Consider the following 25,296-nt stretch of genomic DNA (forward strand, 5'->3'; position numbering starts at 1 on the left):
AGGGGTCCTGCCCGGCTGCGGCCGCTGCGGGGGTGGCCGGCGAGTGCTCAGCCGCCGGTGAAGGCGGTGTACTCGTCGGCGCTCAGCAGGCCCTCGGGGTCGCCGTCGAGCCGGACCTTGAACAGCCAGCCGTCCTCGAACGGGCCGGAGTTCACGAGCGCGGGGTCGTCCACCACGGCCTGGTTGACCTCGGTCACCTCGCCGCTGGCGGGGGAGTACAGGTCGCTGACCGACTTGGTGGACTCGAGCTCGCCGCACGGCTCGCCGGCGGTGACGGCCTGGCCGACCTCGGGAAGCTGGACGTAGACCACGTCGCCGAGCGCGTCGGCGGCGTGCGCGGTGATGCCGACGGTGGACACGCCGCCCTCCGGGGCGGTCAGCCACTCGTGCTCCTTGCTGAACTGCAGGTGCTGCGGGTTGCTCATGGCGGCAATTCTCCAGGATGGGATGCGGGTACGGCGAAACGGGCCGCATGTCGGCCGGGGCTCCGGCGAAGCGGCAGGTCAGCGGCGCGCCTGCGGGTGCGGCACCGCCCGGAGGGGGCGGGGTCCGCGCGGGCGGCGGCGGGGGGTGCGGGCCGCCGTCAGCGGGCGCGCTTGTAGAACGGCAGCGCCACGACCTCGACCGGCTCGCGGGTGCCGCGCACGTCGACGGCGACGGAGGAGCCCGGGGCGGCGTGGGCGGCGTCCACGTAGGCGATGGCGATCGGCTTCCCCAGGGTGGGGGAGGGGGCGCCGGAGGTGACCTCGCCGACCGGCGCGCCGTCCGCGTCCACCACGGCGTACCCGGCCCGCGGCACCCGGCGGCCCGCGGAGACCAGGCCGACCAGGCGGCGCGGCGGGGCGGCCTCGGCGTCGGCGGCGGCCTTCTCCAGGGCGGCGCGGCCGACGAAGTCCCCGCCGTTGGTCGTCTTGTCGAAGCGGACGACCCGGCCGAGGCCCGCGTCGAAGGGGGTGGTGGCGGCGGTCAGCTCGTGCCCGTACAGCGGCATGCCGGCCTCCAGCCGCAGCGTGTCGCGGCAGGACAGGCCGCACGGGACCAGCCCGTGCCCGGCACCGGCCTCGGTGAGGGCCTGCCACAGGTGCTCCGCGTCGGCGGGCGCGGCGAAGACCTCGAAGCCGTCCTCGCCCGTGTAGCCCGTGCGGGCGAGCAGGACCTCGCGGCCGGCCACGGTCGCGGGCAGGCAGGCGTAGTACTTCAGCCCCGCCAGGTCGGCGTCGGTGAGGGCGCCCAGGATCGCGGCGGCCTCCGGGCCCTGCACGGCGACGAGCGCGTACGCGTCGCGGTCGTCGCGGACGGCGGCGTCGAAGCCGGCGGCGCGGGCGGTGAGCGCGTCCAGGACGACCTGGGCGTTGGAGGCGTTCGCCACCACGAGGAACTCCTGCTCCCCGGTGCGGTAGACGATCAGGTCGTCCAGGATGCCGCCGTCCTCGGCGCAGATCATGGTGTACCGGGCGCGGTGCGGGCCGAGCGCGGAGACGAAGCCGACCAGGGCGTGGTCCAGCGCCTCGCCGGCCTGCGGGCCGCTGACGGTGATCTCGCCCATGTGGGAGAGGTCGAAGAGCCCGGCCCGGGTGCGGACGGCGTTGTGCTCGTCGCGCTCGCTGCCGTAGCGCAGCGGCATGTCCCAGCCCGCGAAGTCGGTCATGGTGGCGCCGAGGGCGCGGTGGACGGCGTCCAGGGCGGTGCGGCGGGGGCCGGCGGTCATGGGGGTGCTCCTCGGTGGGGCCGGGCTGTCGGGCGCGGCGGACGGGGGACGGGCACGGACCTGCCGGGCATGCACGGGGGCATGCGGCGGCCCGGGTCTCCCCATCTGTCGTCGCAACCTGAGAGCTTCACCGCGCCCGCCCGCGGTCGGGGCGTCGGCGGCTTGCACCGTGGGTGGGAGCACGGAGGGCCGTGTCCGCTTTCCAGATGTGCCTCGCCCGCGCGGTAGCTGTGCCTGAGAGATTCCGGGGAGGACTTGCTCCTTCGGCGCCGGTGCCGCCCGGCCCGGGGTGCGGGCGGTCGGGCGGCCGGACTCTCCCGCGCGGGTTCGAACGGCCGGTATGGAGTTGGGCGCGCCCATCATGACACGGCGGACCGGGCGGCGCGAGGGCGGCTCCGCGCCTGTTCGCTCCCCTTTGCCCCGCCCCGGCCTTTACTCTTTCTTGGTGTTCCCGGGCCCGTGCGACCCCGCACGGCCGGAGACGGGAGGGCCGGTGTGGACGAGGCACGCGCGACCGCGGGGGTGCTGCGGCCGCAGGGGGTCCAGGACCTGCGCGGCCGCGGGGCCGGCCGGGAGCTGCACTACCCGGCGGGGGACCTGCTCGTGGTCTCCGGCCTGCCCGGCAGCGGCAAGAGCACCCTGATCGGGCGGGCCGTCCCGCCCGGCGTCCGGCGGATCGACTCCCACGACGTGCGGGCGGACTTCGCCCGGCGGCTGCCGGACCGGCTCCCGTACGCGGTCTACCGGCCGCTGGTGCGGGCCGTCCACTACTGGCGGCTGCGCGGAGCGGTGCGCGACGGCGGTCCGGTGGTGGTGCACGACTGCGGGGAGCGCGGCTGGGTGCGGGGCTGGCTGGGCTGCCGGGCGCGGCGGCAGGGCCGGGGCCTGCACCTGCTCCTGCTGGACGTCGACCCGGAGCAGGCCTCGGGCGGCCAGCGGGCGCGCGGCCGGGCCGTGTCCGCCGCGGCCTTCGCCCGCCACCTGGCCGGGTGGCGGCGGCTGCTGGCGGAGGTGGAGCGGGCGGCCCCGGGGGGCCGCCTGCCGGGCGGGGCGGTGTCGGTGGTGCTGCTAGACCGGGCGGGGGCGGGACCGCCGTCGCTGGTCCGGTTCGGCGGGGAGCGGGCCGGGGGCGGGCTGCCCGCGGGGAGGCGGCCGGCGGAGGAGATGCCCGCGGGGAGGCGGCCGGCGGAGGACCTGCCCGAGGAGGACCGGTCCAGGGGCGGGCGGTCCGGGGCGGTGCGGGGGGCCCCGTGACCGGGTCCGCGGCCGGGACCCCGCGCCCTTCCGTCCTGCGGCACGGGTCCTGCGGTGAGGGGCGTCCTCCGCCGGGGGCCGGGCGGCTATCGTGCCCTGTACCGGCGCGGGCACGCCCCGGTACAGGCGAGGCGAGAACGGCGGTTCAGGGCAGATGGGCTTTCCGGCGGACGGCACCCCCCTCGGGTACACACCGGCCGAGCACACGCCGGCCGACCACACGGCGGCCGACCCCCTGACGGGCGGCTGGGCGCAGCCCGGGTACGCCCCGGTCGGGCACCCGGACCCGGCGGACCCGGCGTACGGCGGGTACGCCGGCGGCCAGGACGCGCAGGGGCAGTACCCCGGCGGCCAGTACGCCGAGGGCCAGTACGCCGAGGGCCAGTACGCCGAGGGCCGGTACTCCGACGGCCACCACGCCGAGGGCGGGTACGCGGACCCGCAGCAGGCCGCCGGGCACCCGCCCCGGGACCGGCAGTCCGGCTGGCCCGCCAACGAGCTGGAGCAGGTCCTCTCGGCGGCGATCGGCGACCCGGGGGCCACCCCCCGGCTGTTCGAGGTGCTGGCCCGCAGCCACGTCTGGGTGCCGCTGCCCTCCGGCGCCGCCCCCGCCGACGGCGTCGGACTGGACCTGCCGGCCGTCGAGCTGGCCGGCGCGCCCTACGTCCCGGTCTTCAGCTCCGAGGAGACCTTCCTCCGGACCGCCGGGAACCTGCCGTTCGCGGTCGCGCCGATGTGGGAGTTCGCCCGCGGCCTGCCGGTGGGGGTGGGCATCGCGGTCAACCCGGACGCGCCCGTGGGGGTCCCGGTGCCGCCCGAGGGCGTCCACGAGCTCTGCCGCGGCCCGCGCGACGACCGCTGGGCCGCCGAGCCCGCCCCGGGGTCGCGGGTGGCGCTGCGCGAGCCCGGCATGCACGAGGAGCCGGTGGACTTCCTCGCCGCTGCCGCCGCCGAGCTCGCCGCCGTGCCGGTGGTGCTGAGCGCCCGCCGGGCGCTCGCCTCGGTGGAGGGCTCCGACCCGGTGCTCTTCGTCGGCGTCGAGCTCACGGCCTGGGAGCCCGGGGACAAGGCGGCGGCCACCGAGGCGCTCGGCCGCGCCCTGGGCGTGGCGCCGCTGCCCTGGCAGGTCAGCATCGTGCTGCTCGACATCGCCCGGGACCCGGTCGGCGAGTGGATGGCGCAGCAGGTCGCCCCCTTCTTCGTCCGCGCCTGAGCCCGCCGGGACGCGTGCCCCGCACCCGCGCCCCGCACCCGGGCCCGCCGGGACGCGCACCCGTGCCCCGCGCCCCGCGCCCGTGTCCGGGACACGCCCCGGCCCCGGGCGGCATGACGCCCGGGTGCCGGGCGCCGTAGGGTGCTGCCGACGCATGCAGAAGGTGAGGGCGGAGTTGAGCGCGGGAGCGGCAGGCGGGGGCGCGCACGGGCAGTGGGCGGCCCCGGGGGCGGTCGAGCGGGCACTGCGCGAGGTGGCGCCGGGCCGCTACGACGCGTACGAGGCGCTGCTGCACGCGATCGCCGACGGGCAGGTGTGGATGCTGCTCTGGCAGGGCACGCCCGGCAGCCCGGACGCCCAGTACGGGAACATGGAGGTCGGCGGCCACCGCTACGTGCCGTGCGCGACCTCGCCCGAGCAGCTCGCGGCCAGCGGCTGGACCCGCGCCCACGAGCAGGTCTCCGGGCGCGAGGTCGCGGCCTCCCTGTACCGGGACCGCTGGGGCCTGTGGCTGGACCCGCACGCCCCGGGCGGCGGCGTCGGCGTGCCCTGGGCGGACCTGCGGCGCGTCGCGGCCGGGCTGGACCGGCTGCCGGCCGGCCCGCTGTCGCTGAGCGAGCCCCAGGTCCAGGCGCCGCACTACTACGCCCTGCTGACCCAGCAGGCGTACGCGACCCCGGTGGTCCGCACGCTGCGCCGCGCCTGGGTGCGGCCCGCGGTCGGCGAGCCGTACCTGGCGATCGGCCTGGACCTGTACGACACCGGCCCGCAGGCGGTCGACGCGGTGCGCGGCATGATGCAGCGCTCGATCGCGGTCGCCCCGGCGGGGCTCGCGGTGTCGACCGTGGCGATGGCGGACGAGTACGACCCGGTGGCGATGTGGATGGCCGCCTTCGCCCGGCCGTTCTTCGACCGCGAGCTGGCGGGCGCCGCCCCGCCGCAGCCGGCGCCGGGCTACGGCTACCCGCCGCAGGGGCAGCAGTACGGCTACCCGCACCAGCCGCAGCCGCAGCCGCAGCAGTGGCCCGGCCACCCGCCGCGCTGACCGCGGCCCCTCCGCGACGACCCGCCGGGGCGGCGCCCGGCCCGCCCCGGCGGCGCCCCGCGGTCAGGGCAGCCGCAGGGCCCCCGCCGGCAGCAGGCCCAGCGGCGGACTGCCCCGCTCCAGCAGCGCCGCGTGGAACCCCCGCAGGGTGAACCGCGCGCCCGCGGCGGACCGGGTGCGCTCCCGCAGCGCCCGGACCTCCAGCTTGCCCCAGGTGTACCGGCCGTAGCAGGGGTCGGCCGTCCCGCGCCGGGCCTCCGCCGCCGCCGCCGTCCGCGGCAGGTGGGCGTCGGCCGCGAAGCGCCGGACGGCCTCCCCGACGTCCATGGCCCCGGTGTGCAGCCCGATCGCGCAGGCCAGCCGGGTGGCCCGGACCAGCCCCTCCAGGGCGACCCCGGCGGCGAACCGGGCGTCGCCCGCCCGGAACCCCTCCTCCAGGCAGACCTCCTCGGCGTAGTGCGCCCACCCCTCGCAGAAGGCCGGCGAGAACAGGGTGCGGCGCACCGGCGTCGCGGCCCGCCGCAGCGACCGTGCGTGGGCGAAGTGCCCGGGCGCCACCTCGTGCGCCGTGACCGCGGGCAGCGTCGTGCGGGAGAGGACGGCGAGCCACTCCTCGGCCTCCGCCGCGGGCCAGGACGGGTCCGGCGGGGTGACGTGGTACCAGGACGGCGCGTCCGGCTCGCCGGGCGCCGCCCAGGTCATCATCGCCGTGGACCAGCGGCGCGACTCCGGCGCCGGGCCCACCCGGCAGACCCCGTCGGTGTGCGGGGCCAGGCCGCGCTCGCGGGTGAAGGCGAGCAGCTCCCCGGCGAGCCGGGCGGCCTCGGGGACCACCCCGTCCGCGCCGGGGTGGTCGGCCAGCAGCTCCGGGACGAGCTCCGCCGGGGTGCGCCGCGGGTCGAGCGCCCGGCAGGCCTCGGCGAGCAGCTCCCGCATCCGGTCCCGCTCGGCCTCGGCGCGCTCCGCGAGGCGTCCGAGGTCCACCCGGACGCCCTCCTGGCTGCCCATCAGCAGGGCCAGGGCGCCGCCGCCGAGGGCGAAGCCGGGGTCGCCCCCGCGGGCCGCCCGCGCCACGTGGGCCACCAGCCGGGCGTGGGCCGCCAGCGCGTCGGTCACCAGCGGGTCGGGCGCCGGCGGGTCGGCCGCCGGGGCGCCGGGCGCCGGCGCGCCGTCCGGCGCGTCCTCGTCCGGCGCGCCCCCGGGCGCCCCCGCACCCCGGCCGGAGCCCGGTCCGCGGCCCTGGCCGCTGCCGCGGCTGCGGCTGCGGCGGTTGCCGTGACCGGGGTGCAGGCCGGCGGCCAGGCCGCGCACCGCGCCCAGCAGGGCGGCCGCGACGGGGGCGGAGAGCCGGTCCAGGGAGGCGATGGCGGCGTCCACGGCGTCCGGCCAGGCGGCCAGGTGGCGGCGGCGGGCGATGGCCCGCTCCTCGGTCGGCGCGTACTCCCGCTCGTAGCAGGCGAGTTCGAGGTTGGCGAGGTGCAGCGAGGGGTCGCGGCGGTGCAGCTGGAGCGTGTCCAGCTGCACCTCCAGGGCGTCCTCGAAGACGGCGAGGTGCGCGTCGTCCAGGGAGCCGGGCACGACCGCGTCGCCGTCCTCCCCGCGGGCGTCCCCGGCCCGCCGCGCCCGCGGCCCGCGCCCGCCGCAGCGCCGCCAGCCCGGCCCGCACCCCGTCCGGTGAGAGGTCCTGCACCCGCCCGTCGTACTCGTGCCGCCCGGCCGCCTCGCGGACCGTCGGGACCGTCAGGTCGCACACCGCGCGCAGGCGCTGCTCCATGGCACCCGACGGTACCGACGCGGCGGCCCCCGGGGACCCCGCGGGACCGTCAGTGCAGCACCGTGCCGCCCCCGCGCCGCCCCGCCCGGGTCCGCCGTGCGCGAACCGCCGTGTCCGGTGTCCGTCACCCCGCGCCGGGAGCGGCGGACCGTCGCGCTATGCGGACTCAGATGTCCGTATTCCGGAACGCGGGAAGGTCTACTCGCGTCCGCCTGCGGCGCAAGCCCCTTGTTACAGCCGTGTGAAGGGATCCATTCGCTGGTTTCGGCTCTGCATGCAGGCAGATCACAGTTGCGCAAACATCGCCCCGGGGGTCTGGCGCACCGCTATTCGGACGCAGCAGAGTTGCGCCGCACGCGGTGAGCCGAGGTTGCCTCTCGCGCCAGTGCGTACCGAGGGCCCCACCGGGTCCAGTACGTCGAACCGGGGCCATCCGCCCCCGTGCCTCCGGGCACACCAGCACATCGCACCACCGCACCTGACGCACCATCTGTACTGCCGCAGCCGAACACCGCGCACCACGACCGGCATACGGCCCGCGCCCCACCCCGGGCGCGGACCGGCCGTCCGGGCACCGTGTGCCGGCCACCGCCGGCGAGGGGATCTGACAGGACAATGACTGCACCCATCGAGACCACCGGTTCCGTGGCCGAGGCGCCTCCCGAGGCCGTGCTCGCGGGCGCCTCCGCCAAGCAGATCGAGGGCCGCTCCCTCGGCCGGATCGCCTGGGAACGCCTCAAGCGGGACAAGGTCGCCCTCGGCGGCGGCATCGTGGTCGTCCTCCTGCTGCTGGTGGGCGCGCTCGCACCCGTCCTCTGCGCCCTGGTCGGCCAGGAGCCGGACATCTTCCACACCGACCTGCTCGACGCCTCGCTCGGCATCGGGACGCCCAAGGGCGCCTTCGGCGGCATGAGCTCCACCCACCTGCTGGGCATCGACCCCACCTACGGCCGCGACATCTTCAGCCGCATCGTCTACGGCGCGCAGATCTCGCTGATCGTCGCCTTCGGCGCCGCCGCCCTCGCCGTCGTGATCGGCGTGCTGCTGGGCATGGCGGCCGGCTTCCTCGGCGGCTGGGTGGACTCGTTCATCAGCCGCACGATGGACGTGCTCCTGGCCTTCCCGCAGCTGCTCTTCTCGATCGCCCTGGTGTCGGTCGTCCCGACCAAGCTGTTCGGGCTCTCGGGCAGCGGGCCGCGCATCCTCGTCCTGATCTTCGTGATCGGCTTCTTCGGGTGGCCCTACATCGGGCGCATCGTCCGCGGCCAGACCCTCTCCCTGCGGGAGCGCGAGTTCGTCGAGGCCGCCCGCAGCCTGGGCGCCGGCCGGGTGCACATCCTGCTCAAGGAGCTGCTGCCCAACCTGGTCGCTCCCATCCTGGTCTACACCACGCTGATGATCCCGACCAACATCCTGAACGAGGCGGCCCTCAGCTTCCTCGGCGTGGGTGTCCAGCCCCCCACGCCCTCGTGGGGCCAGATGCTGTCGGACTCGGTCCAGTACTACACGGTGGACCCGGCCTACATGGTGATCCCCGGTCTGGCGATCTTCATCACCGTGCTGTCCTTCAACCTCTTCGGCGACGGGCTGCGCGACGCCCTCGACCCGAAGGGGAACTGACCGGCCCGCGCTCCGGCGCGGCGCAGGACCCGATGGAGAGCAGGGACTCGTCCATCAGACGGCCAGGGCCCATCCCCGGGCACTGGGCACTCTCGGAGGTTGACATTACCGTGACTACTCGTAACAAGGCGCTCGCCGCCGCCGCCCTGGTCGGGGCGCTGGCCCTCACCACCTCCGCGTGCAGCGGCGGCTCCAAGAGCTCCGACGGCGGTTCGGGCAAGGGCGGCGGCTCGTCGACCTTCAACGCCGCCGCGACCAGCATCGTGAACCCTTCCACCAAGAAGGGCGGCACCCTCAAGCTCTGGAGCACCCAGGACGTCGACTCGCTCGACCCGGCGATCGGCTACTACGCCTTCGTCTGGGACCTGCAGCGCTTCTACACCCGCACCCTGGTCAACTACCCCTCGAAGCCGGGCAAGGACGGCCTCGCGCTCCAGCCCGACCTGGCCGAGGCCATGCCGACGATCACCGACGGCGGCAAGACCTACACCTTCAAGCTCAAGCAGGGCCTGAAGTTCGAGGACGGCACCCCGATCACGTCCAAGGACGTCAAGTACGGCATCGAGCGCGTCTTCGCGCAGGACGTGATCCCCAACGGCCCGATCTACCTGATCGGCGACCTCGACCAGGGCCAGAAGTACCCCGGCCCGTACAAGGACAAGGACAAGGACAAGCTGGGCCTGAAGTCCGTCCAGACCCCGGACGACAGCACCATCGTCTTCAAGCTCTCCCAGCCGAACTCCGACTTCCTGTACCACCTGGCCATGGGCGGCGGCGCCCCGGTGCCGCGTGCCAAGGACGACGGCGCCTCCTACGCCAAGCACCCGGTCTCCAGCGGCCCGTACAAGATCCAGGGCTACGTGGCCAACAAGGGCTTCGAGATGGTGCGCAACCCCAACTGGGACGCCTCCACCGACAAGCTGCGCCCGGCCCTGCCGGACAAGGTCACCTTCACCGTGACCTCCAACGCGGACGACCTGGACAGCCGCCTGCTGGCCGGCTCCGTCGACATCGACGCGGGCCAGCGCGGCGTGCAGACCGCCGCCCAGGGCAAGATCCTCCGGACCCCGAAGCTGAAGGCGAGCACGGTGGACGCCCCCGCGGCGACCATCCGCTACATCTCGCTGCAGACCAAGGTCAAGCCGTTCGACAACGTCAACTGCCGCAAGGCGGTCGAGTACGCGATCAACCCGACCGACCAGCAGACCGCCCGCGGCGGCCAGTGGGCCGGCAAGATCGCCACCAGCATGCTGCCGCCGTCCATCCCGGGCTCGGACAACTACGACCCGTACAACCTGGCCGCCGGCAAGCCGCAGATCGACAAGGCCAAGCAGGCGCTCGCCGCGTGCGGCAAGCCGAACGGCTTCTCCACCACGATCGCGGCCCGCAGCACCAGCCCGAAGGACGTCAAGCAGGCCGTGGCCGCCCAGGCCGCGCTGAAGGCCGTCGGCATCACCGCCAACGTCTTCCAGTACGACGGCTCGCAGTCGGCCTCCACCGTCGGCTCCCCCGCGTTCATGCACAGCCACAACATCGGCCTGAACGTGTTCGGCTGGGGCTCCGACTACCCGACCGGCTCGGGCTTCCTGAGCGTCCTGATCGACGGCCGCCTGATCTCGAAGTCCGGCAACAACAACTACTCCGAGATCAACGACCCGGAGATCAACGGCTGGATCGACGACGCCGCCAAGTCGACCGACCCGGCCGCGGCCGCGGCCGACTACACCAAGATCAACCACAAGGTCATGGACCTCGCGCTGTACGTCCCGGGCGTGGTGGAGCAGTCGCTCAACTACTACAACCCGCGGCTGACCAACGTGATGTTCTCCCAGCCCCTCGGGATGATCGACTTCTCGGCCCTCGGCCTGTCCGACGGCAAGTGACCCGCGCCGTCCTCACCTGTAAGCACAGCTAGACCGAAGGGCAGGTGAAGGCGGGCCGGGTCCGGCCGGCCGCCCCCACGAGGGGCGGCCGGCCCACCGCCGGCCAGCCGACCGCAGTGCTCCTGTACATCGTCCGACGACTCCTGAACGTGGTCGTCATGCTGCTGGTGGTCGCCACGATCACCTTCGGCATCTTCTTCCTGGTGCCGTGGCTGCAGCACACCGACCCGGTCCTGCGCTACGTCGGCAAGAACGCGAACCCGGTGGCCATCGAGGGCATCAAGGTCAAGCTGGGTCTGGACAAGCCGATCTACGAGCAGTTCTGGCTGTACCTCAAGGGCCTGGTCGCCGGCCGCTCGTACAACAACGGCCCGGACACCACCTGGTGCCCGGCCCCCTGCATGGGCATCTCCACCCAGACCCAGACCCCCGTCTGGGGCCAGCTGACGGGCGACTTCCCCGTCACCGCCTGGCTCGCCGCGGGCGCGGCCACCCTCTGGCTCGTCTTCGGCGTCGGCACCGGCGTGCTCTCCGCGCTGCGCAAGCGCTCGGTGCTGGACCGGGTGACCATGGTGACGGCCCTCGCCGGCGTCTCCCTGCCCGTGTACTTCACCGGCCTGGTCACCTCCGCCCTCTTCGTCTACAACCTGGGCTGGCTCCCGGAGTCCGACCCCGGTGTGACCCTGGCCGACGACCCGGTGGCGTGGTTCCAGAACATGCTGCTGCCCTGGATCACGCTGGCCTTCCTCTTCGCGGCGACCTACGCCCGCCTCACCCGCGCCACCATGCTCGACGTCCTGGGCGAGGACTACATCCGCACCGCCCGGGCCAAGGGCCTGCGCGAGGGCAAGGTCATCGGCAAGCACGCCATGCGCGCGACGATGACCCCGGTCCTCACCGTGTTCGGCATGGACCTGGGCGGACTGCTCGGCGGCGCGATCCTCACCGAGAACGTGTTCAACCTGCACGGCCTCGGCTACGACGCGCTCAACGGCATCACCAAGAACGACCTGCCCATGATCATGGGTGTCACCCTGTTTGCGGCCTTCTTCATCGTGATGGCCAACCTGATCGTCGACCTGCTCTACGCGGTCGTCGACCCCCGAGTGAGGCTCGCATGACCGACACCCCCTCCACCGAGCCCCTCGTCGACCTCGCGAAGGACGCGCCCTCCGAGTTCCTCGCGGTGCGCGACCTGCGGGTGCACTTCCCCACCGACGACGGCGTGGTCAAGTCCGTCGACGGCCTGAGCTTCACGCTGGAGCGCGGCAAGACCCTGGGCATCGTGGGCGAGTCCGGCTCCGGCAAGTCGGTCACCTCGCTCTCCGTCATGGGCCTGCACCGCAACGTCGGCAAGAAGTCCGGCCCGAGGATCAGCGGGGAGATCTGGCTCGACGGCAAGGAGCTGGTCGGCGCCTCCCCCGAGGAGGTGCGGCGCCTGCGCGGCCAGAAGATGGCGATGATCTTCCAGGACCCGCTGACCGCGATGCACCCCTTCTACTCGGTCGGCCACCAGATCATCGAGGGCTACCGCCAGCACCACCCGGACGCGAAGAAGCAGCAGGCCCGCGACCACGCGATCCAGCTGCTCGACCGGGTCGGCATCCCCCAGCCGGACAAGCGGGTGGACAGCTACCCGCACGAGTTCTCCGGCGGCATGCGCCAGCGCGCGATGATCGCGATGGCGCTGGCCAACGACCCCTCCCTGCTGATCGCGGACGAGCCCACCACCGCCCTGGACGTCACCGTCCAGGCGCAGATCCTGGACCTCATCCGCGACCTCCAGAAGGAGTTCGGCTCGTCGGTGATCATCATCACCCACGACCTCGGCGTGGTGGCCGAGCTGGCCGACGACATCCTGGTGATGTACGGCGGCAAGTGCGTCGAGAAGGGCCCGGCGGCCGACCTCTTCGACAAGCCCGAGCACCCCTACACCTGGGGCCTGCTCGGCTCGATGCCGCGCATCGACCGGGACCTCCAGGACCGGCTGATCCCCGTCAAGGGCAGCCCGCCCAGCCTGATCAACCTGCCGTCCGGCTGCGCCTTCAACCCGCGCTGCCCGTACGCCGAGCGGAACGAGGGGCGCTGCACCAGCGAGGTCCCCGAGCTGGTCGAGGCGGCGCCCGGGCACCGGGCGGCCTGCCACCTCCCCGCCGAGACCCGGCACCGCATCTTCGCCGAGGAGATCGCACCCCGGCTCTGACGGCCGGGTCCCGGCCTCGCCGGCCACGGGCCGGCGGGGCCGGCCAGCACCACACGCGGCACCACGTCGGACCGCACGGCCGGCCCGACTTCCGAGGAGACGAGAACAACCATGGCTGATGAGAGCGACACCGCTGCGGAGGCTGCGGCGGCGGTACCGGCGCCCGCACCCGCACCCGCCTCCGAGCGCGAGCCGCTGCTCAAGGTGACCGGGCTGACGAAGCACTTCCCCATCCACAAGGGGCTGCTGCGCCGCCAGACCGGGGCCGTGCAGGCGGTGGACGGGGTCGACTTCTCCGTCGCGCCCGGCGAGACCCTGGGCGTGGTGGGCGAGTCCGGCTGCGGCAAGTCGACCACCGGCCGGCTGGTCACCCGGCTGATGGAGCCGACCGCCGGGACGATCGAGTTCGAGGGCGTGGACATCACGCACCTGTCCACCGCGAAGATGCGGCCGCTGCGCCGCGACATCCAGATGATCTTCCAGGACCCGTACTCGTCGCTCAACCCGCGGCACACCATCGGCACCATCGTCGGCGCCCCCTTCCGGCTGCAGAAGGTGCAGACCGAGGCCGGCGTGAAGAAGGCCGTGCAGGAGCTGCTGGAGCTCTGCGGGCTCAGCCCGGAGCACTACAACCGCTACCCGCACGAGTTCTCCGGCGGCCAGCGGCAGCGCATCGGCATCGCCCGCGCCCTGGCGCTCAAGCCGAAGATGGTCGTGGCGGACGAGCCGGTCTCCGCGCTGGACGTCTCCATCCAGGCGCAGGTGGTCAACCTGCTGGACGACCTCCAGAAGGAGCTCGGCCTCACCTACATGATCATCGCGCACGACCTGTCGGTGGTCCGGCACGTCTCCGACCGCGTCGCCGTGATGTACCTCGGCAAGGTCGTGGAGCTGGCCGACCGGGACGCCCTGTACTCCCGGCCGATGCACCCGTACACCAACGCGCTGATGTCGGCCGTGCCGGTGCCCGACCCCCGGCGCAGGACCAAGCGGGAGCGCATCCTGCTCACCGGCGACGTGCCGTCGCCGATCAACCCGCCCAGCGGCTGCCGGTTCCGCACCCGCTGCTGGAAGGCGCAGGAGAAGTGCGCCTCCCAGGAGCCGCCGCTGGTCGCCCTGGCCTCGGGCCACCAGGTGGCCTGCCACTTCCCCGAGAACGCCCCCGGCAGCGAGGGCGGGGAGAAGAAGGCGGCCGCGGCCGCGGGGTGACCGCACGGACACCGGGCGGGATGCGCGCACGCGCCTCCCGCCCGGTCCGCCGTCCGCCCGGTCCCCTCCCGCCCGGTCCCCTCCCCGGCCGCTCCGGCGCACCGTGGACCATGGAGCGGTGACCTCGCAGCTCTTCACCCCCGACGTCCAGCACACCCTCGACATCGCCGGCATCTTCGTCTTCGCCCTCTCCGGCGGCCTGCTCGCCGTCCGCAAGAACCTCGACATCTTCGGCATCGCGATGCTCGCCGAGGTCACCGCCCTGGGCGGCGGCGTGCTCCGCGACCTGATCATCGGCGCGGTGCCGCCGGCGGCCTTCACCGACACCGGCTACTTCTTCACGCCGCTCGCCGCCGCGGTCGTCGTCTTCTTCCTCCACCCCGAGGTGGAGCGGATCACCTGGACCGTGCAGTCCCTGGACGCCCTCGGCCTCGGCCTCTTCGCGGTCACCGGCACCGCCAAGGCCCACGACTACGGGCTGGGCGCGGTCGCCTCGGTGGCGCTGGGCGTGGCGACCGCGGTGGGCGGCGGCGTGGTCCGCGACGTGCTGGCCAACGAGGTCCCCTCCCTGCTGCGCTGGGACCGCGAGATCTACGCGGTGCCCGCGATGGCGGCCGCCGTCCTCGTGGCGGTGCTCATCGCGGCCGACGCGCTCGGGCCGGTCACCGGCACCGCGGCCGCCCTGGTCGCCTTCGTGCTGCGGATGCTGGCGCTCCGGTACGGGTGGCGCGCACCGCGGGCCTGGCACCGCAACGGCGCCCGCACCGGCGAGGAGTGACCGGCGAGGAGTGACCGGTGGGGAGCGGCCCCTCGAGCGCCGGGTGAGGGCGGCCCGCGGCGGGCGGCGTGCGGGCCCTGCCGCCGCCGACCTGCGAGGACGGCGCCCGCCCGCCCGCCGGGCGGCGTACGGCGGTCACCCGCGGACCGGGCTGGCCCTACTATGGACGGGCCATGCCCTACCTCGATCACGCGGCGACCACCCCGATGCTCCCCGAGGCGATCAGCGCCGTGACGGCGCACCTCGGCAGCACCGGCAACGCGTCGTCCCTGCACGCGGCGGGACGGCGCGCCCGGCGCGTCGTCGAGGAGTCCCGGGAGGCGCTGGCGCGGGCCCTGGGCGCCAGGCCGAGCGAGGTCGTCCTCACCGGCGGCGGCACCGAGTCCGACAACCTCGCGGTCAAGGGCCTGTACTGGGCCCGCCGCGACGCCGACCCCGCCCGGACCAGGGTGCTCTGCAGCCCGGTCGAGCACCACGCCGTCCTGGACGCGGTCCACTGGCTCGGCGACCACGAGGGCGCGCAGGTCGAGTTCCTGCCGGTCGACCGGTACGGCCGGGTGCACCCCGAGGCGCTGCGCGCCGCGATCGAGGGCGGCACCGGCCCCGGGACGGTCGCGCTGGTCACCGTGATGTGGGCCAACAACGAGGTCGGCACCCTGCAGCCGGTCGCCGAGCTGGTCGAGACGGCCCACGCGTACGGGATCCCGGTGCACTCCGACGCCGTGCAGGCGCTCGGCCAGGTCCCGGTGTCCTTCGCCGACTCCGGCCTCGACGCGATGACCGTCACCGGCCACAAGATCGGCGGCCCGTACGGGATCGGCGCCCTCGTCCTCTCCCGGGCCTTCACCCCCGTCCCGCTGCTGCACGGCGGCGGGCAGGAGCGCGACGTCCGCTCCGGGACGCTCGACGTGCCGGGCGCCGCCGGCTTCGCCGCCGCCGCCCGGATCGCGGTGGAGCGGCAGGCCGTCCACGCCAAGGAGACCGCCGCGCTGCGGGACGCCCTGGTCGCGGCGGTCCGCGCGGCCGTCCCCGACGCCGTGCTCAACGGCGACCCCGACCCCGCCGGGCGGCTCCCCGCCAACGCCCACTTCTCCTTCCCCGGCTGCGAGGGCGACGCCCTGCTGATGCTGCTGGACGCCCGCGGCATCGAGTGCTCCACCGGATCCGCCTGCTCCGCCGGGGTGCCCCAGCCCAGCCACGTGCTGCTGGCCGCCGGCGCCGAGCCGGACCTGGCCCGGGCCTCGCTGCGCTTCTCGCTCGGCCACACCAGCACCGCGGCGGACGTCGAGGCGCTGGCCGAGGCCATCGGCCCGGTCGTCGAGCGCGCCCGGAACGCGGGCCTCGCCTCGGCACGGCGCTGAACCGGCCCGTACCCTGGTGGGCATCATGAGCGACTTTCCTGGTACGGGCAGCGGGCCCGGCGCGGCCCTGCCCGGAGCGGACGGGCCGGCCGGCCCCGGCGGCGGGCGCCGCCTGCGGGTCCTGGCGGCCATGTCCGGAGGGGTGGACTCCGCGGTCGCGGCCGCCCGCGCCGCCGAGGCCGGGCACGACGTGACCGGTGTCCACCTCGCCCTCTCCGCCAACCCGCAGTCCTTCCGCACCGGCGCCCGCGGCTGCTGCACGCTGGAGGACTCCCGCGACGCCCGCCGCGCCGCCGACGTGATCGGCATCCCCTTCTACGTCTGGGACATGGCCGAGCGCTTCCGCGAGGACGTCGTCGACGACTTCGTCGCCGAGTACGCCGCCGGGCGCACCCCCAACCCGTGCCTGCGCTGCAACGAGAAGATCAAGTTCGCGGCGCTGCTGGACAAGGCCCTCGCCCTCGGCTTCGACGCCGTCTGCACCGGCCACTACGCCCGCGTCGTGGACGGCCCCGCCGGCCGCGAGCTGCACCGGGCCGTCGACGCCGCCAAGGACCAGTCGTACGTGCTGGGCGTGCTCGACGCCGACCAGCTCGCCCGCGCCCTCTTCCCGCTCGGCGACACCCCCAAGGAGCTGATCCGCGAGGAGGCCGAGCGCCGGGACCTCGCCGTCGCCCGCAAGCCCGACAGCCACGACATCTGCTTCATCGCCGACGGCGACACCCAGGGCTTCCTCGCGCAGCGCCTGGGCACCTCCCCCGGCGACATCGTCGACACCGACGGGACCAAGGTCGGCGAGCACCAGGGCGCCTACGGCTTCACCGTCGGCCAGCGCAAGGGCCTGCGGATCGGCCGTCCCGCCGCCGACGGGAAGCCCCGCTACGTCCTGGACGTCTCCCCGGTCGACAACCGGGTCACGGTCGGCCCCGCCGAGGCCCTGGACGTCGTGGCGCTCACCGGCATCCGCCCCCGCTGGTGCGGCCCGGCCCCGGCCGGCCCGGGGGAGTACACCGCCCAGCTGCGCGCCCACGGCGGCGAGGTGCCGGTGACCGCGGAGCTCGTGGACGGCGAGCTGCGGGTGCGCCTCGCCGAGCCCGCCCGGGGGATCGCGCCGGGCCAGGCCGTGGTGCTCTACGAGGGGACGCGCGTGGTCGGCTCGGCCACCATCGCCGCCACCGAGCGGCGCAGCGCGGCCCGGGCCTGACCCCCGCCGGGCCTGACCCTCGCCGGGCCTGATCCTCGCCGGGCCGGGTCCGGAGCGGGCCGGGCGGCCCCGGCCGCCCCCCCCGGCCCCGCCGCCGCACCCCCGTGGCCCGGGGGCGGGGGCGCGTGATACGCATGGAGGCACCATGGACATCACCGTCTTCTGCTCCGCCGCCGACCTCGACGACCGCTACACCGCCCCGGCCCGGAAGTTCGCCGCCCTGCTCGGCGAGCGCGGCCACACCCTCGTCTGGGGCGGCTCCCAAGCCGGCCTGATGGGCGTCCTCGCCGACGGCGTCAAGGCCGCCGGGGGCCGCCTGGTCGGCATCTCCGTCGAGCTGCTGGCCCACAAGGCCTACCAGGGCGCCGACGAGCTCGTGACCACCCGCGACCTGGCCGAGCGCAAGGCCGCGCTGCTCGCCCGCGCCGACGCGGTCGTGGTGCTCGCCGGCGGCCTCGGCACGCTCGACGAGCTCACCGAGGTGCTGGAGCTGAAGAAGCACGGCCTGCACGCCAAGCCGGTCGTGGTCCTCGACAGCGAGGGCTTCTACGACGGCCTGCGCAGCCAGCTGCAGCGGATGGACGCCGAGGGCTTCCTGCCCCTGCCGCTGGACGAGCTGGCCCTCTTCGCCGAGGACCCCGCCACCGCCCTCGCCGACCTCGAGGCCGCCGCCGCCACGGCGGGCTGAGCCGTCCGCCCCCGGCCCGCCCCCTCCGCGCACCGGCGGGGAGCGGGCCGTGGTAGGAATCGGCCCATGGCAACGCATCTGATCACGGGGGCAGGGTCCGGCATCGGCGCGGCGGTCGCCCGGCGGCTGGCCGGGCGCGGCGACGAGCTGTGGCTGCTGGCGCGGGACGCCCGGCGCGCCAAGGAGCTGCGCGAGCGGTTCCCCGGCAGCCGCACGCTCGTCGGCGACCTCGCCGAGCCCGAACGGCTCTCCTGGGCCTTCGGCCACCAGGAGCTCCCGGTGGAGCTGGACTCCCTGGTCCACGTGGCGGGCGTCGTCGAGCTGGGACCGGTGGGGGAGCTGCCGCCCAAGGTCTGGCAGCAGACCCTCGCCGTGAACACGGTCGCCCCCGCCGAGGTCACCCGGCTCCTGCTGCCCTCGCTGCGGCAGGCCCGCGGCCGCGTCCTCTTCGTCAACTCCGGCGCCGGGCTGCGGGCCAACGCCCAGTGGAGCGCCTACGCGGCCAGCAAGTTCGCGCTGCGGGCGCTCGCCGACGCCCTGCGCGAGGAGGAGCACGGCAACGGCGTGCGGGTCACCAGCGTCTACCCGGGCCGCACCGCCACGCCGATGCAGGAGAAGGTCCACGCCCAGGAGGGCAGGGCCTACGACCCCGCGGCCTGGATCGACCCCGAGTCGGTGGCCGCGACCGTGCTCACCGCCCTCGACCTGCCGCGCGACGCGGAGATCACCGACGTGACGGTCCGCCCGGGCCGCTGACGGGCGCGCCTGCGGCCGGCGGCACCTCCGGGACGGGGCCGCGTCCCGGCGCCGTGCGGCCGCCCCCGCCGTCCGTGCCGCCCAGGCCCCCCGGGAGGGCCTGCCGGGAGGCCCCCGGGCCCCGGCCGCTGCGGGAACGGCACGCGGCCGCCCGGGCGGACGGCGGCGGGCCCCGCGTCTCGTACCCTTCCGACGTGACCACTGAGAGCGCTGAGCACCCCTTCCCCGAACTGGAGGCCGCCGCCACCGGTGTCGGCTCGATGCCCGGCACCGACGCGCGGGAGGCCGTGCGGACCGTCGTCGGCGAGCTGGAGGCGCTGCCGCACCTGCCCGAGCTGCCCGCCCGCGGGCCGGGCGCCGACATGGTCGGGCGCGGCGCCGGACTGCTGGTGGAGCTGTACGCGCAGGTGGAGCCGTCCGGCTGGCGGTTCGCCGACCGGCCCGGCCGCGACACCCGGCGCGCCCACTCCTGGCTGGTCGAGGACCTCGACGCCCTGGAGGAGTTCACCCAGGGCCGGTCCGGGCCGCTGAAGGTCCAGGCCGTGGGGCCGTGGACGCTCGCCGCCTCGATCGAGCTGAAGCACGGCGAGAAGGCGCTCGCCGACCCCGGCGCCTGCCGCGACGTGGCCGGCTCGCTCGCCGAGGGCCTGCGCCGCCACCTCGCCGACGTGCGGCGCCGCGTGCCCGGCGCCGAGGTGGTGCTCCAGCTCGACGAGCCCTCGCTGCCCGCCGTGCTGACCGGACAGGTGCCCACGGCCAGCGGCTTCCAGCGGCTGCGGGCGGTGGACCGGCAGGTCGCCGAGGACGTCCTGCGCCAGGTCGTCGGGGCCGTCGACGCCCCCGTCGCGGTGCACTGCTGCGCCCCCGGGGTGCCGATCGCCCTGCTGCGCCGGGCGGGCGCCGCCGCGGTCTCCCTCGACGCGTCCCTGCTGACCGAGCGTGACGACGACGCGGTCGGGGAGGCCGTCGAGGCCGGCACCGTGCTCCTCGCCGGGGTCCTGCCGGGCACCGACGCCCCGTTGTCGGACCCTGCCGGTAGTGTCGCTGTCGTCAGGAGGTTGTGGCGCAGGCTGGGGTTCGCCCCGGAGTCCCTGGCCCGCCGTGTCGTGGTGACGCCGAGCTGCGGGCTCGCGGGGGCCTCCCCCGCCTACGCCCGCCGCGCGCTGTCACGGAGCGTCATGGCGGCCCGGAGCCTGGCGGACACGCCCGAGTAGGCGCATCGAGGTGAGGGAGGCCCGCGTGGCGGGTGACGGCAGGGTCGCGGACCCGGCGGGGGCGCCGGCGGACGTCCGCGAGCGCCACGTCGTGCTGGCGCAGGAGATCGAGGAGCACCGCTTCCGCTACTACGTCAGGGACGCGCCCGTCGTCAGCGACGCCGAGTTCGACGCCCTGATGCGGGAGCTGGAGGGCATCGAGGAGCGCTACCCGGAGCTGCGCACGCCCGACTCGCCCACGCAGAAGGTCGGCGGCACGTACTCCAACGAGTTCGCCGAGGTCGCGCACCTGGAGCGGATGCTCAGCCTGGACAACGCCTTCACCGGGGAGGAGCTGGACGCCTGGGGCGACCGCGTCGCCCGCGAGCTCGGCGACCAGGAGTACCACTTCCTGTGCGAGCTCAAGGTCGACGGCACCGCCATCAGCCTGGTGTACGAGGACGGCCGGCTGGTGCGCGCCGCCACCCGCGGCGACGGCCGCACCGGCGAGGACGTCACGGCCAACGTCCGCACCATCGCCGAGATCCCGGACCGGCTGCGCGGCGACGCCGGGCACCCCGTGCCGGAGCTGGTGGAGGTCCGGGGCGAGATCTACTTCCCCACCGAGGAGTTCGAGCAGCTCAACGCCTCGCTGGTCGCGGCGGGGGACAAGCCCTTCGCCAACCCGCGCAACTCCGCCTCCGGGTCCCTGCGGCAGAAGGACCCCCGGATCACCGCGACCCGGCCGCTGCACATGGTGGTCCACGGCATCGGCGCCCGCCGGGGCCTCGCGATCGACCGCCAGTCGCACGCCTACGACATGCTGCGCGCGTGGGGCCTGCCCACGGCCCGCCACAACAAGGTCGTGCGCACCCTCGCCGAGGTCAAGGACTTCGTCGCCCACTTCGGCGAGCACCGGCACTCGGTGGAGCACGAGATCGACGGCGTGGTCGTCAAGGTCGACGAGGTGGCGCTGCAGGGCCGCCTCGGCGCCACCTCCCGGGCGCCCCGCTGGGCCATCGCCTGGAAGTACCCGCCGGAGGAGGTCAACACCCGGCTGCTGGACATCCGGGTCAACGTCGGCCGCACCGGCCGCTGCACCCCGTACGCGGTGATGGAGCCGGTCACGGTGGCCGGCTCGGAGGTCGAGTACGCCACCCTGCACAACCAGGACGTCGTCAAGGCCAAGGGCGTGCTGATCGGCGACACCGTGGTGCTCCGCAAGGCGGGCGACGTCATCCCCGAGGTGCTCGGCCCGGTGGTGGACCTGCGCGACGGCACCGAGCGGGAGTTCGTGATGCCGTCCGCGTGCCCCGAGTGCGGCACGCCGCTGCGGCCGATGTCCGAGGGCGACGTCGACCTGCGCTGCCCCAACGCCCGCTCCTGCCCGGCCCAGCTGCGCGAGCGGATCTTCTACCTGGCCAGCCGGAAGTGCCTCGACATCGAGGCGCTGGGCTACGTCGCGGCTACCGCCCTCACCCAGCCGCTGGAGCCCGCCGAGCCGCCGCTGCGGGACGAGGGCGACCTCTTCGACCTGACGGTCGAGCAGCTGCTGCCCATCAAGGCCGTGGTCCGCGACCCCGACACCGGCCTGCCCAAGCGGGACCCGAAGACCGGCGAGGAGAAGGTCGTCACCTTCTTCGCCAACCTCAAGGGCGAGCCGAAGAAGACCGCCACCGCCCTGCTGGAGAACCTGCAGGCCGTCAAGGAGCGGCCGCTCGCCCGGATCATCGCCGGCCTCTCCATCCGCCACGTGGGGCCGGTCGCCGCCCAGGCGCTGGCCCGCGAGTTCCGCGACCTCGACCGCATCGCGGCGGCGAGCGAGGAGGAGCTGGCCGCCACCGAGGGCGTCGGCCCGACCATCGCCGCCTCCATCACGCAGTGGTTCGCGGAGGACTGGCACCGGGAGATCATCGAGAAGTGGCGGCGCGTCGGCGTCCGCTTCACCGAGGACGCCGCCGGGAGCGAGGGGTCCGACCTGCTGGCCGGCCTCACCGTGGTGGTCACCGGCACCCTGGCCTCCCACACCCGCGACGGCGCCAAGGAGGCCCTGGTGTCGCGCGGGGCCAAGGTCACCGGGTCGGTGTCGAAGAAGACCGACTTCGTGGTCGTGGGCGACAACCCCGGCTCCAAGTACGACAAGGCCGTGGAGCTCGGCCTGCCCGTCCTGGACGACGACGGCTTCGCGGTCCTGCTGGAGCAGGGGTCCGACGCCGCCCGCATCCGGCTCGGCCTGCCCGTGGGGGAGGAGGCCGAGGCGGCGAAGGCGGCCCCGAGGAAGCGGGCCCCGAGGAAGAAGGAGCCCGTCGGGGCGGAGGCCGGGGCCGGGGGCGCCTCCGGCGACGCCGCCGCGCAGGGTTCCCCCGGAGACGGCGACTCCCGGGAGGCCGCCGCCGCACAGCACTCCGCCGCGCAGGACGCCGCGCAGGACTCCGCCGCACAGGACTCCGCCGCGCAGGACTCCGCGGCGGCCCCCTCGGTGGACCCCGTTCCGGAGGGGCAGCCGCAGGACTGACCGGACGTCACCCCTCCGGTGGCCGGATCCCGTTGGCATGGACCGGTCTCCGGGGGGTCTCCCGCACAACGGCGCGGGTTCGCATGTCCGAAACCCTGCCCCTCCTCCCGGCGTGGACTTACCCTGGGACGCAGCCTGCCCGCGCGAGCGGGGCCGCGGCGACGGCGCTGTCGCGCGCGGACCATCAGGCGAGGCACCCACCGCTCGCACCGCGGGGAGACCCTCGGACGTGCGCCGGTGCCGCCCGACAGGGCCGCGGCAGGGGAGACGTGCGGTCCCCGCACCGGGCGGCGGCCGGCGTCGGACGGCAGCGCGGGCACGGAGGGGCGGCCAGGCGGGGCGGGGACCGACGGAGGAAGCGCGCATGGAACTGCGCACGGAACGGCACCCCCGGGGGGACACCCCCCACCCCGCCCAGGGGCTGACGGGTGCGGCACTGCTGCTCGGCATCCTGCTCGCGGGCGCCGCGCCCCTCATACCGCTCGCCCTGCTGGTCGGCCGGTACGAGGCGGAGCTGCTGCCGCTCTTCGCGGTGCCGCTCGCGGTCCTCGTCGCCGCCTGGCGGATCGCCCGCGACCGCGCCCGCGACCAGCTCACCGACCCGCTCACCGGCCTGCCCAACCGCCAGGCGCTGCTGCTGGCCGCCCGGGCCGCCATCGCCGACGGCAGCACCGCCCCGCCCGCCGACCCCGCCGGCCGGGTGGGGCTGATCCTGCTCGACCTCGACCGCTTCCGGTCGCTCAACGACACCCTGGGCCACTCCGCCGGCGACCGGCTCCTCGTCCAGATCTCGCGCCGGCTGCACGCCGCCCTCAGCAGCGGCGGCCTGCTCCCCGCCGAGCCGCGGACCGGCCGCGGCCGCCGCCGCTCCGACGACCCCTTCTCGGTGCTCCCGCCCCCGGTGCAGGGCGTCAGCCGCGCCGTCGTCGCCCGCATGGGGGGAGACGAGTTCGCCGTCCTGCTCCCCGGCGTGGGGTGCGCGGTCACCCTGCAGCGCCTCGCCCGCGCCCTGATCGCCGAACTCGCCGCCCCCAGCCGGGTCGACGGCCTGCTCGTGGTGCTGGAGGCCAGCGCCGGCGTCTGCATCTTCCCCGACCACGCCCCCGACGCCGAGTCCCTGCTGCGCCGCGCGGACGTCGCCATGGGCCACGCCCAGCGCGGCCGCACCGGCGTGGAGGTGTACGACCAGGAGCGCGATGCCGACACGCCCGTCCGCGTGGGCCTGCTCGGCGACCTGCGGCGCGCCCTGGAGGCGGGCGAGGTCGAGCTGCACTACCAGCCGAAGGTCGCCTTCGACGGCCGTGTCGTCGGCCTGGAGGCGCTGCTGCGCTGGGAGCGCCCCGGCCGGGGCCGGATCAGCCCGGAGGAGTTCGTCGGGCTGGCCGAGTCCAGCGGCCTGATGCCCCGCCTCACCGACTACGTCCTGGACGCCGCCGTCCACCAGCTCGCCGAGTGGCGCTCCCAGGGACTGGAGGTGCAGGTCGCGGTCAACGTCTCGCCCCGCGACGTGCTCACCCCGGGCTTCGCGGCCGGCGTCGCCGACCGCCTCGCCCGCGCGGCCGTGCCGCCGCAGGCCCTCCAGCTGGAGATCACCGAGCGGATGCTGCTGGACGACTCGCACCGTGCCGCCGACACCCTGGACGAGCTGCGCCGCTACGGGGTCGGCATGTCCCTGGACGACTTCGGGACCGGCCACTCCTCCCTCGTGCGGCTGCGCAGCCTCCCCGTCGGCGAGCTCAAGATCGACCGGTCGTTCGTCTCCCGGATGGTCGCCGACGCCCACGACGCGGCGGTGGTCCGCTGCTCGGTCCAGCTGGCCCACTCGCTCGGCCTGACCGTGGTCGCCGAGGGCGTGGAGGACGACGAGACCTGGGAGCGGCTGCACGGCATGGGCGTCGACGCGGTGCAGGGCTGGCTGGTCTCCGCCGCCCTCCCCGCCGACCAGGCCTCCGCCTGGCTGCGGGTGCGGCGCACCGCCGCGCCGGCGCCGGAGCTGGTGGCCCCCGCCGCCCCGCCGCCGGTACCGGCCCTGCCCCAGGAGCCGCTGCTGCCGCCGGACCCCGCCGCCCAGGCCCCGCCCGCGTAGCCCCGTCCCGGTAGCCCCGTCCCTGCAGTCCCGTCCCTGCAGTCCTGCCTCTCGGTCCCGCGGCGTGCCCGCCACCGGGTGCCGGCCCCGCCCGGTCCGCGCCGGCACCCGCTGCTGCCGCCGCGCCTCGCGCGTCGCACATCACGCCCCCGTCGCCGCCGTCCCCGTGCCCACCGCCCCCCGTGCCCACCGCCCCCCGTGCCCGCCGCCGTCCCCGGGGCCGCGGGCGGAGCCGGCCCGCCGTGGCCCGCCCCGCCGCCGCCCGCGGCCCGCCTCCCCGGCCGTCCGCCGCCGCCCCGGCGGGGCGCCCCGCGGTACCCGCGGCCCGCGCACGGCGGCCCGCGTCCGCGTCCGCGCCCCGGCCGCCCGTCCGGTGTCCGCCCGCCCGACCCCCCGCGGGGCCATAGGATGGGGTCCACAGAGCAAGAGGACGGACAGGCCGCGCAGGCCGCCGTCCGGGCCGTTCCCCGCGACCGGCCTCACCAGAACTCACCCTTGAGGATCGCTGCATGCCTGGCATCACGCGCGAGGAGGTCGCCCACCTCGCCCGGCTGTCGCGTCTTGAGCTGAAGGACGAAGAGCTCGACCACTTCGCCGAGCAGCTCGACGTGATCATCGGCGCGGTCGCCCGCGTTTCCGAGGTCGCCGGACAGGACGTCCCGCCGACCTCCCACCCGCTGCCGCTGACCAACGTCATGCGCGCCGACGAGGTGCGGCCGTCGCTGACCCCCGCCGAGGCCCTGGCCGGCGCCCCGGCGTCGGAGGAGCAGCGCTTCCGCGTCCCGCAGATCCTCGGGGAGGACTGA

The 25,296-nt window shown here is 75.5% G+C and carries 20 protein-coding genes and 1 riboswitch; of the genes, 17 read left to right on the top strand and 3 right to left on the bottom strand.

Annotated elements, in window-relative coordinates:
- Nucleotides 1–47: 47 nt before the first annotated feature.
- Nucleotides 48–425 (bottom strand): glycine cleavage system protein GcvH, encoded by a 378-nt coding sequence (gcvH, locus tag LO771_RS11605; RefSeq protein ID WP_230650866.1) that lies wholly within the window; start codon nucleotides 423–425, stop codon nucleotides 48–50.
- A gap of 158 nt (nucleotides 426–583) precedes the next feature.
- Complete coding sequence (gcvT, locus tag LO771_RS11610) at nucleotides 584–1,708, bottom strand: glycine cleavage system aminomethyltransferase GcvT (protein ID WP_230650869.1); 1,125 nt, start codon at nucleotides 1,706–1,708, stop codon at nucleotides 584–586.
- A gap of 212 nt (nucleotides 1,709–1,920) precedes the next feature.
- Nucleotides 1,921–2,038: riboswitch (glycine riboswitch) on the bottom strand.
- Between the two features lie 165 nt (nucleotides 2,039–2,203).
- Here gcvT and LO771_RS11615 point away from each other — a divergent pair.
- The 3 genes from LO771_RS11615 (at nucleotide 2,204) to LO771_RS11625 (ending at nucleotide 5,220) form a co-directional block, all read left to right on the top strand.
- The gene (locus tag LO771_RS11615; protein ID WP_230650872.1) at nucleotides 2,204–2,962 is read left to right on the top strand and encodes an AAA family ATPase; all 759 of its coding nucleotides are present in this window, start codon (nucleotides 2,204–2,206) and stop codon (nucleotides 2,960–2,962) included.
- Between the two features lie 154 nt (nucleotides 2,963–3,116).
- Nucleotides 3,117–4,175, top strand: coding sequence for an enhanced serine sensitivity protein SseB (locus LO771_RS11620; protein WP_308188877.1), 1,059 nt, complete (start codon nucleotides 3,117–3,119; stop codon nucleotides 4,173–4,175).
- Nucleotides 4,176–4,329: 154 nt separating this feature from the next.
- A complete protein-coding gene (locus LO771_RS11625; protein ID WP_230650875.1) occupies nucleotides 4,330–5,220 on the top strand; it encodes an enhanced serine sensitivity protein SseB C-terminal domain-containing protein in 891 nt (296 codons plus the stop codon).
- A gap of 63 nt (nucleotides 5,221–5,283) precedes the next feature.
- Here the strand turns inward: LO771_RS11625 and LO771_RS11630 are convergent, their stop codons facing one another.
- Nucleotides 5,284–6,798 carry a DUF885 family protein gene (locus LO771_RS11630; protein ID WP_230650878.1) on the bottom strand — a complete coding sequence of 505 codons (1,515 nt, stop codon included), beginning with the start codon at nucleotides 6,796–6,798 and terminating at the stop codon, nucleotides 5,284–5,286.
- 811 nt (nucleotides 6,799–7,609) lie between these two features.
- Between LO771_RS11630 and LO771_RS11635 the strand changes: the two genes are divergently transcribed.
- The 14 genes from LO771_RS11635 to gatC all read left to right on the top strand — a co-directional run bounded on the left by LO771_RS11635 (nucleotide 7,610) and on the right by gatC (nucleotide 25,296).
- Nucleotides 7,610–8,614 (top strand): ABC transporter permease, encoded by a 1,005-nt coding sequence (locus LO771_RS11635; RefSeq protein WP_230650881.1) that lies wholly within the window; start codon nucleotides 7,610–7,612, stop codon nucleotides 8,612–8,614.
- A 110-nt stretch (nucleotides 8,615–8,724) separates the two neighbouring features.
- On the top strand, nucleotides 8,725–10,497 hold the full coding sequence (locus tag LO771_RS11640; protein WP_230650883.1) for an ABC transporter substrate-binding protein: 1,773 nt from the start codon (nucleotides 8,725–8,727) through the stop codon (nucleotides 10,495–10,497).
- A gap of 116 nt (nucleotides 10,498–10,613) precedes the next feature.
- Entirely contained in the window at nucleotides 10,614–11,618 is a 1,005-nt protein-coding gene (locus tag LO771_RS11645; RefSeq protein ID WP_230650886.1) for an ABC transporter permease, read from the top strand.
- Entirely contained in the window at nucleotides 11,615–12,700 is a 1,086-nt protein-coding gene (locus tag LO771_RS11650) for an ABC transporter ATP-binding protein (RefSeq protein WP_230650889.1), read from the top strand. The genes LO771_RS11645 and LO771_RS11650 overlap by 4 nt, the downstream gene beginning before the upstream one ends.
- Nucleotides 12,701–12,811: 111 nt before the next feature.
- Complete coding sequence (locus LO771_RS11655) at nucleotides 12,812–13,909, top strand: ABC transporter ATP-binding protein (RefSeq protein ID WP_230650892.1); 1,098 nt, start codon at nucleotides 12,812–12,814, stop codon at nucleotides 13,907–13,909.
- Between the two features lie 118 nt (nucleotides 13,910–14,027).
- Entirely contained in the window at nucleotides 14,028–14,687 is a 660-nt protein-coding gene (locus LO771_RS11660; RefSeq protein ID WP_230650895.1) for a trimeric intracellular cation channel family protein, read from the top strand.
- Nucleotides 14,688–14,860: 173 nt separating this feature from the next.
- Nucleotides 14,861–16,048: a cysteine desulfurase family protein gene (locus LO771_RS11665; protein WP_230650897.1), complete on the top strand. Its 1,188-nt coding sequence runs from the start codon at nucleotides 14,861–14,863 to the stop codon at nucleotides 16,046–16,048.
- A 25-nt stretch (nucleotides 16,049–16,073) separates the two neighbouring features.
- Entirely contained in the window at nucleotides 16,074–17,252 is a 1,179-nt protein-coding gene (gene mnmA / locus LO771_RS11670) for a tRNA 2-thiouridine(34) synthase MnmA (protein WP_304944793.1), read from the top strand.
- Between the two features lie 145 nt (nucleotides 17,253–17,397).
- On the top strand, nucleotides 17,398–17,940 hold the full coding sequence (locus tag LO771_RS11675) for a TIGR00730 family Rossman fold protein (protein ID WP_230650899.1): 543 nt from the start codon (nucleotides 17,398–17,400) through the stop codon (nucleotides 17,938–17,940).
- Nucleotides 17,941–18,006: 66 nt separating this feature from the next.
- The gene (locus tag LO771_RS11680; RefSeq protein ID WP_230650901.1) at nucleotides 18,007–18,696 is read left to right on the top strand and encodes an SDR family oxidoreductase; all 690 of its coding nucleotides are present in this window, start codon (nucleotides 18,007–18,009) and stop codon (nucleotides 18,694–18,696) included.
- 194 nt (nucleotides 18,697–18,890) lie between these two features.
- On the top strand, nucleotides 18,891–19,910 hold the full coding sequence (locus tag LO771_RS11685; RefSeq protein ID WP_308188878.1) for a methionine synthase: 1,020 nt from the start codon (nucleotides 18,891–18,893) through the stop codon (nucleotides 19,908–19,910).
- Nucleotides 19,911–19,935: 25 nt separating this feature from the next.
- Nucleotides 19,936–22,404: an NAD-dependent DNA ligase LigA gene (gene ligA / locus LO771_RS11690; RefSeq protein ID WP_230650903.1), complete on the top strand. Its 2,469-nt coding sequence runs from the start codon at nucleotides 19,936–19,938 to the stop codon at nucleotides 22,402–22,404.
- A 364-nt stretch (nucleotides 22,405–22,768) separates the two neighbouring features.
- Nucleotides 22,769–24,490, top strand: a complete 1,722-nt coding sequence (locus LO771_RS11695; RefSeq protein WP_304944794.1) for a bifunctional diguanylate cyclase/phosphodiesterase — start codon at nucleotides 22,769–22,771, stop codon at nucleotides 24,488–24,490.
- 509 nt (nucleotides 24,491–24,999) lie between these two features.
- Nucleotides 25,000–25,296: an Asp-tRNA(Asn)/Glu-tRNA(Gln) amidotransferase subunit GatC gene (gene gatC, locus LO771_RS11700; protein WP_230650904.1), complete on the top strand. Its 297-nt coding sequence runs from the start codon at nucleotides 25,000–25,002 to the stop codon at nucleotides 25,294–25,296.

Origin of the sequence: Streptacidiphilus sp. ASG 303 (assembly GCF_020991365.1) — a bacterium.
GTDB lineage: Bacteria > Actinomycetota > Actinomycetes > Streptomycetales > Streptomycetaceae > Peterkaempfera.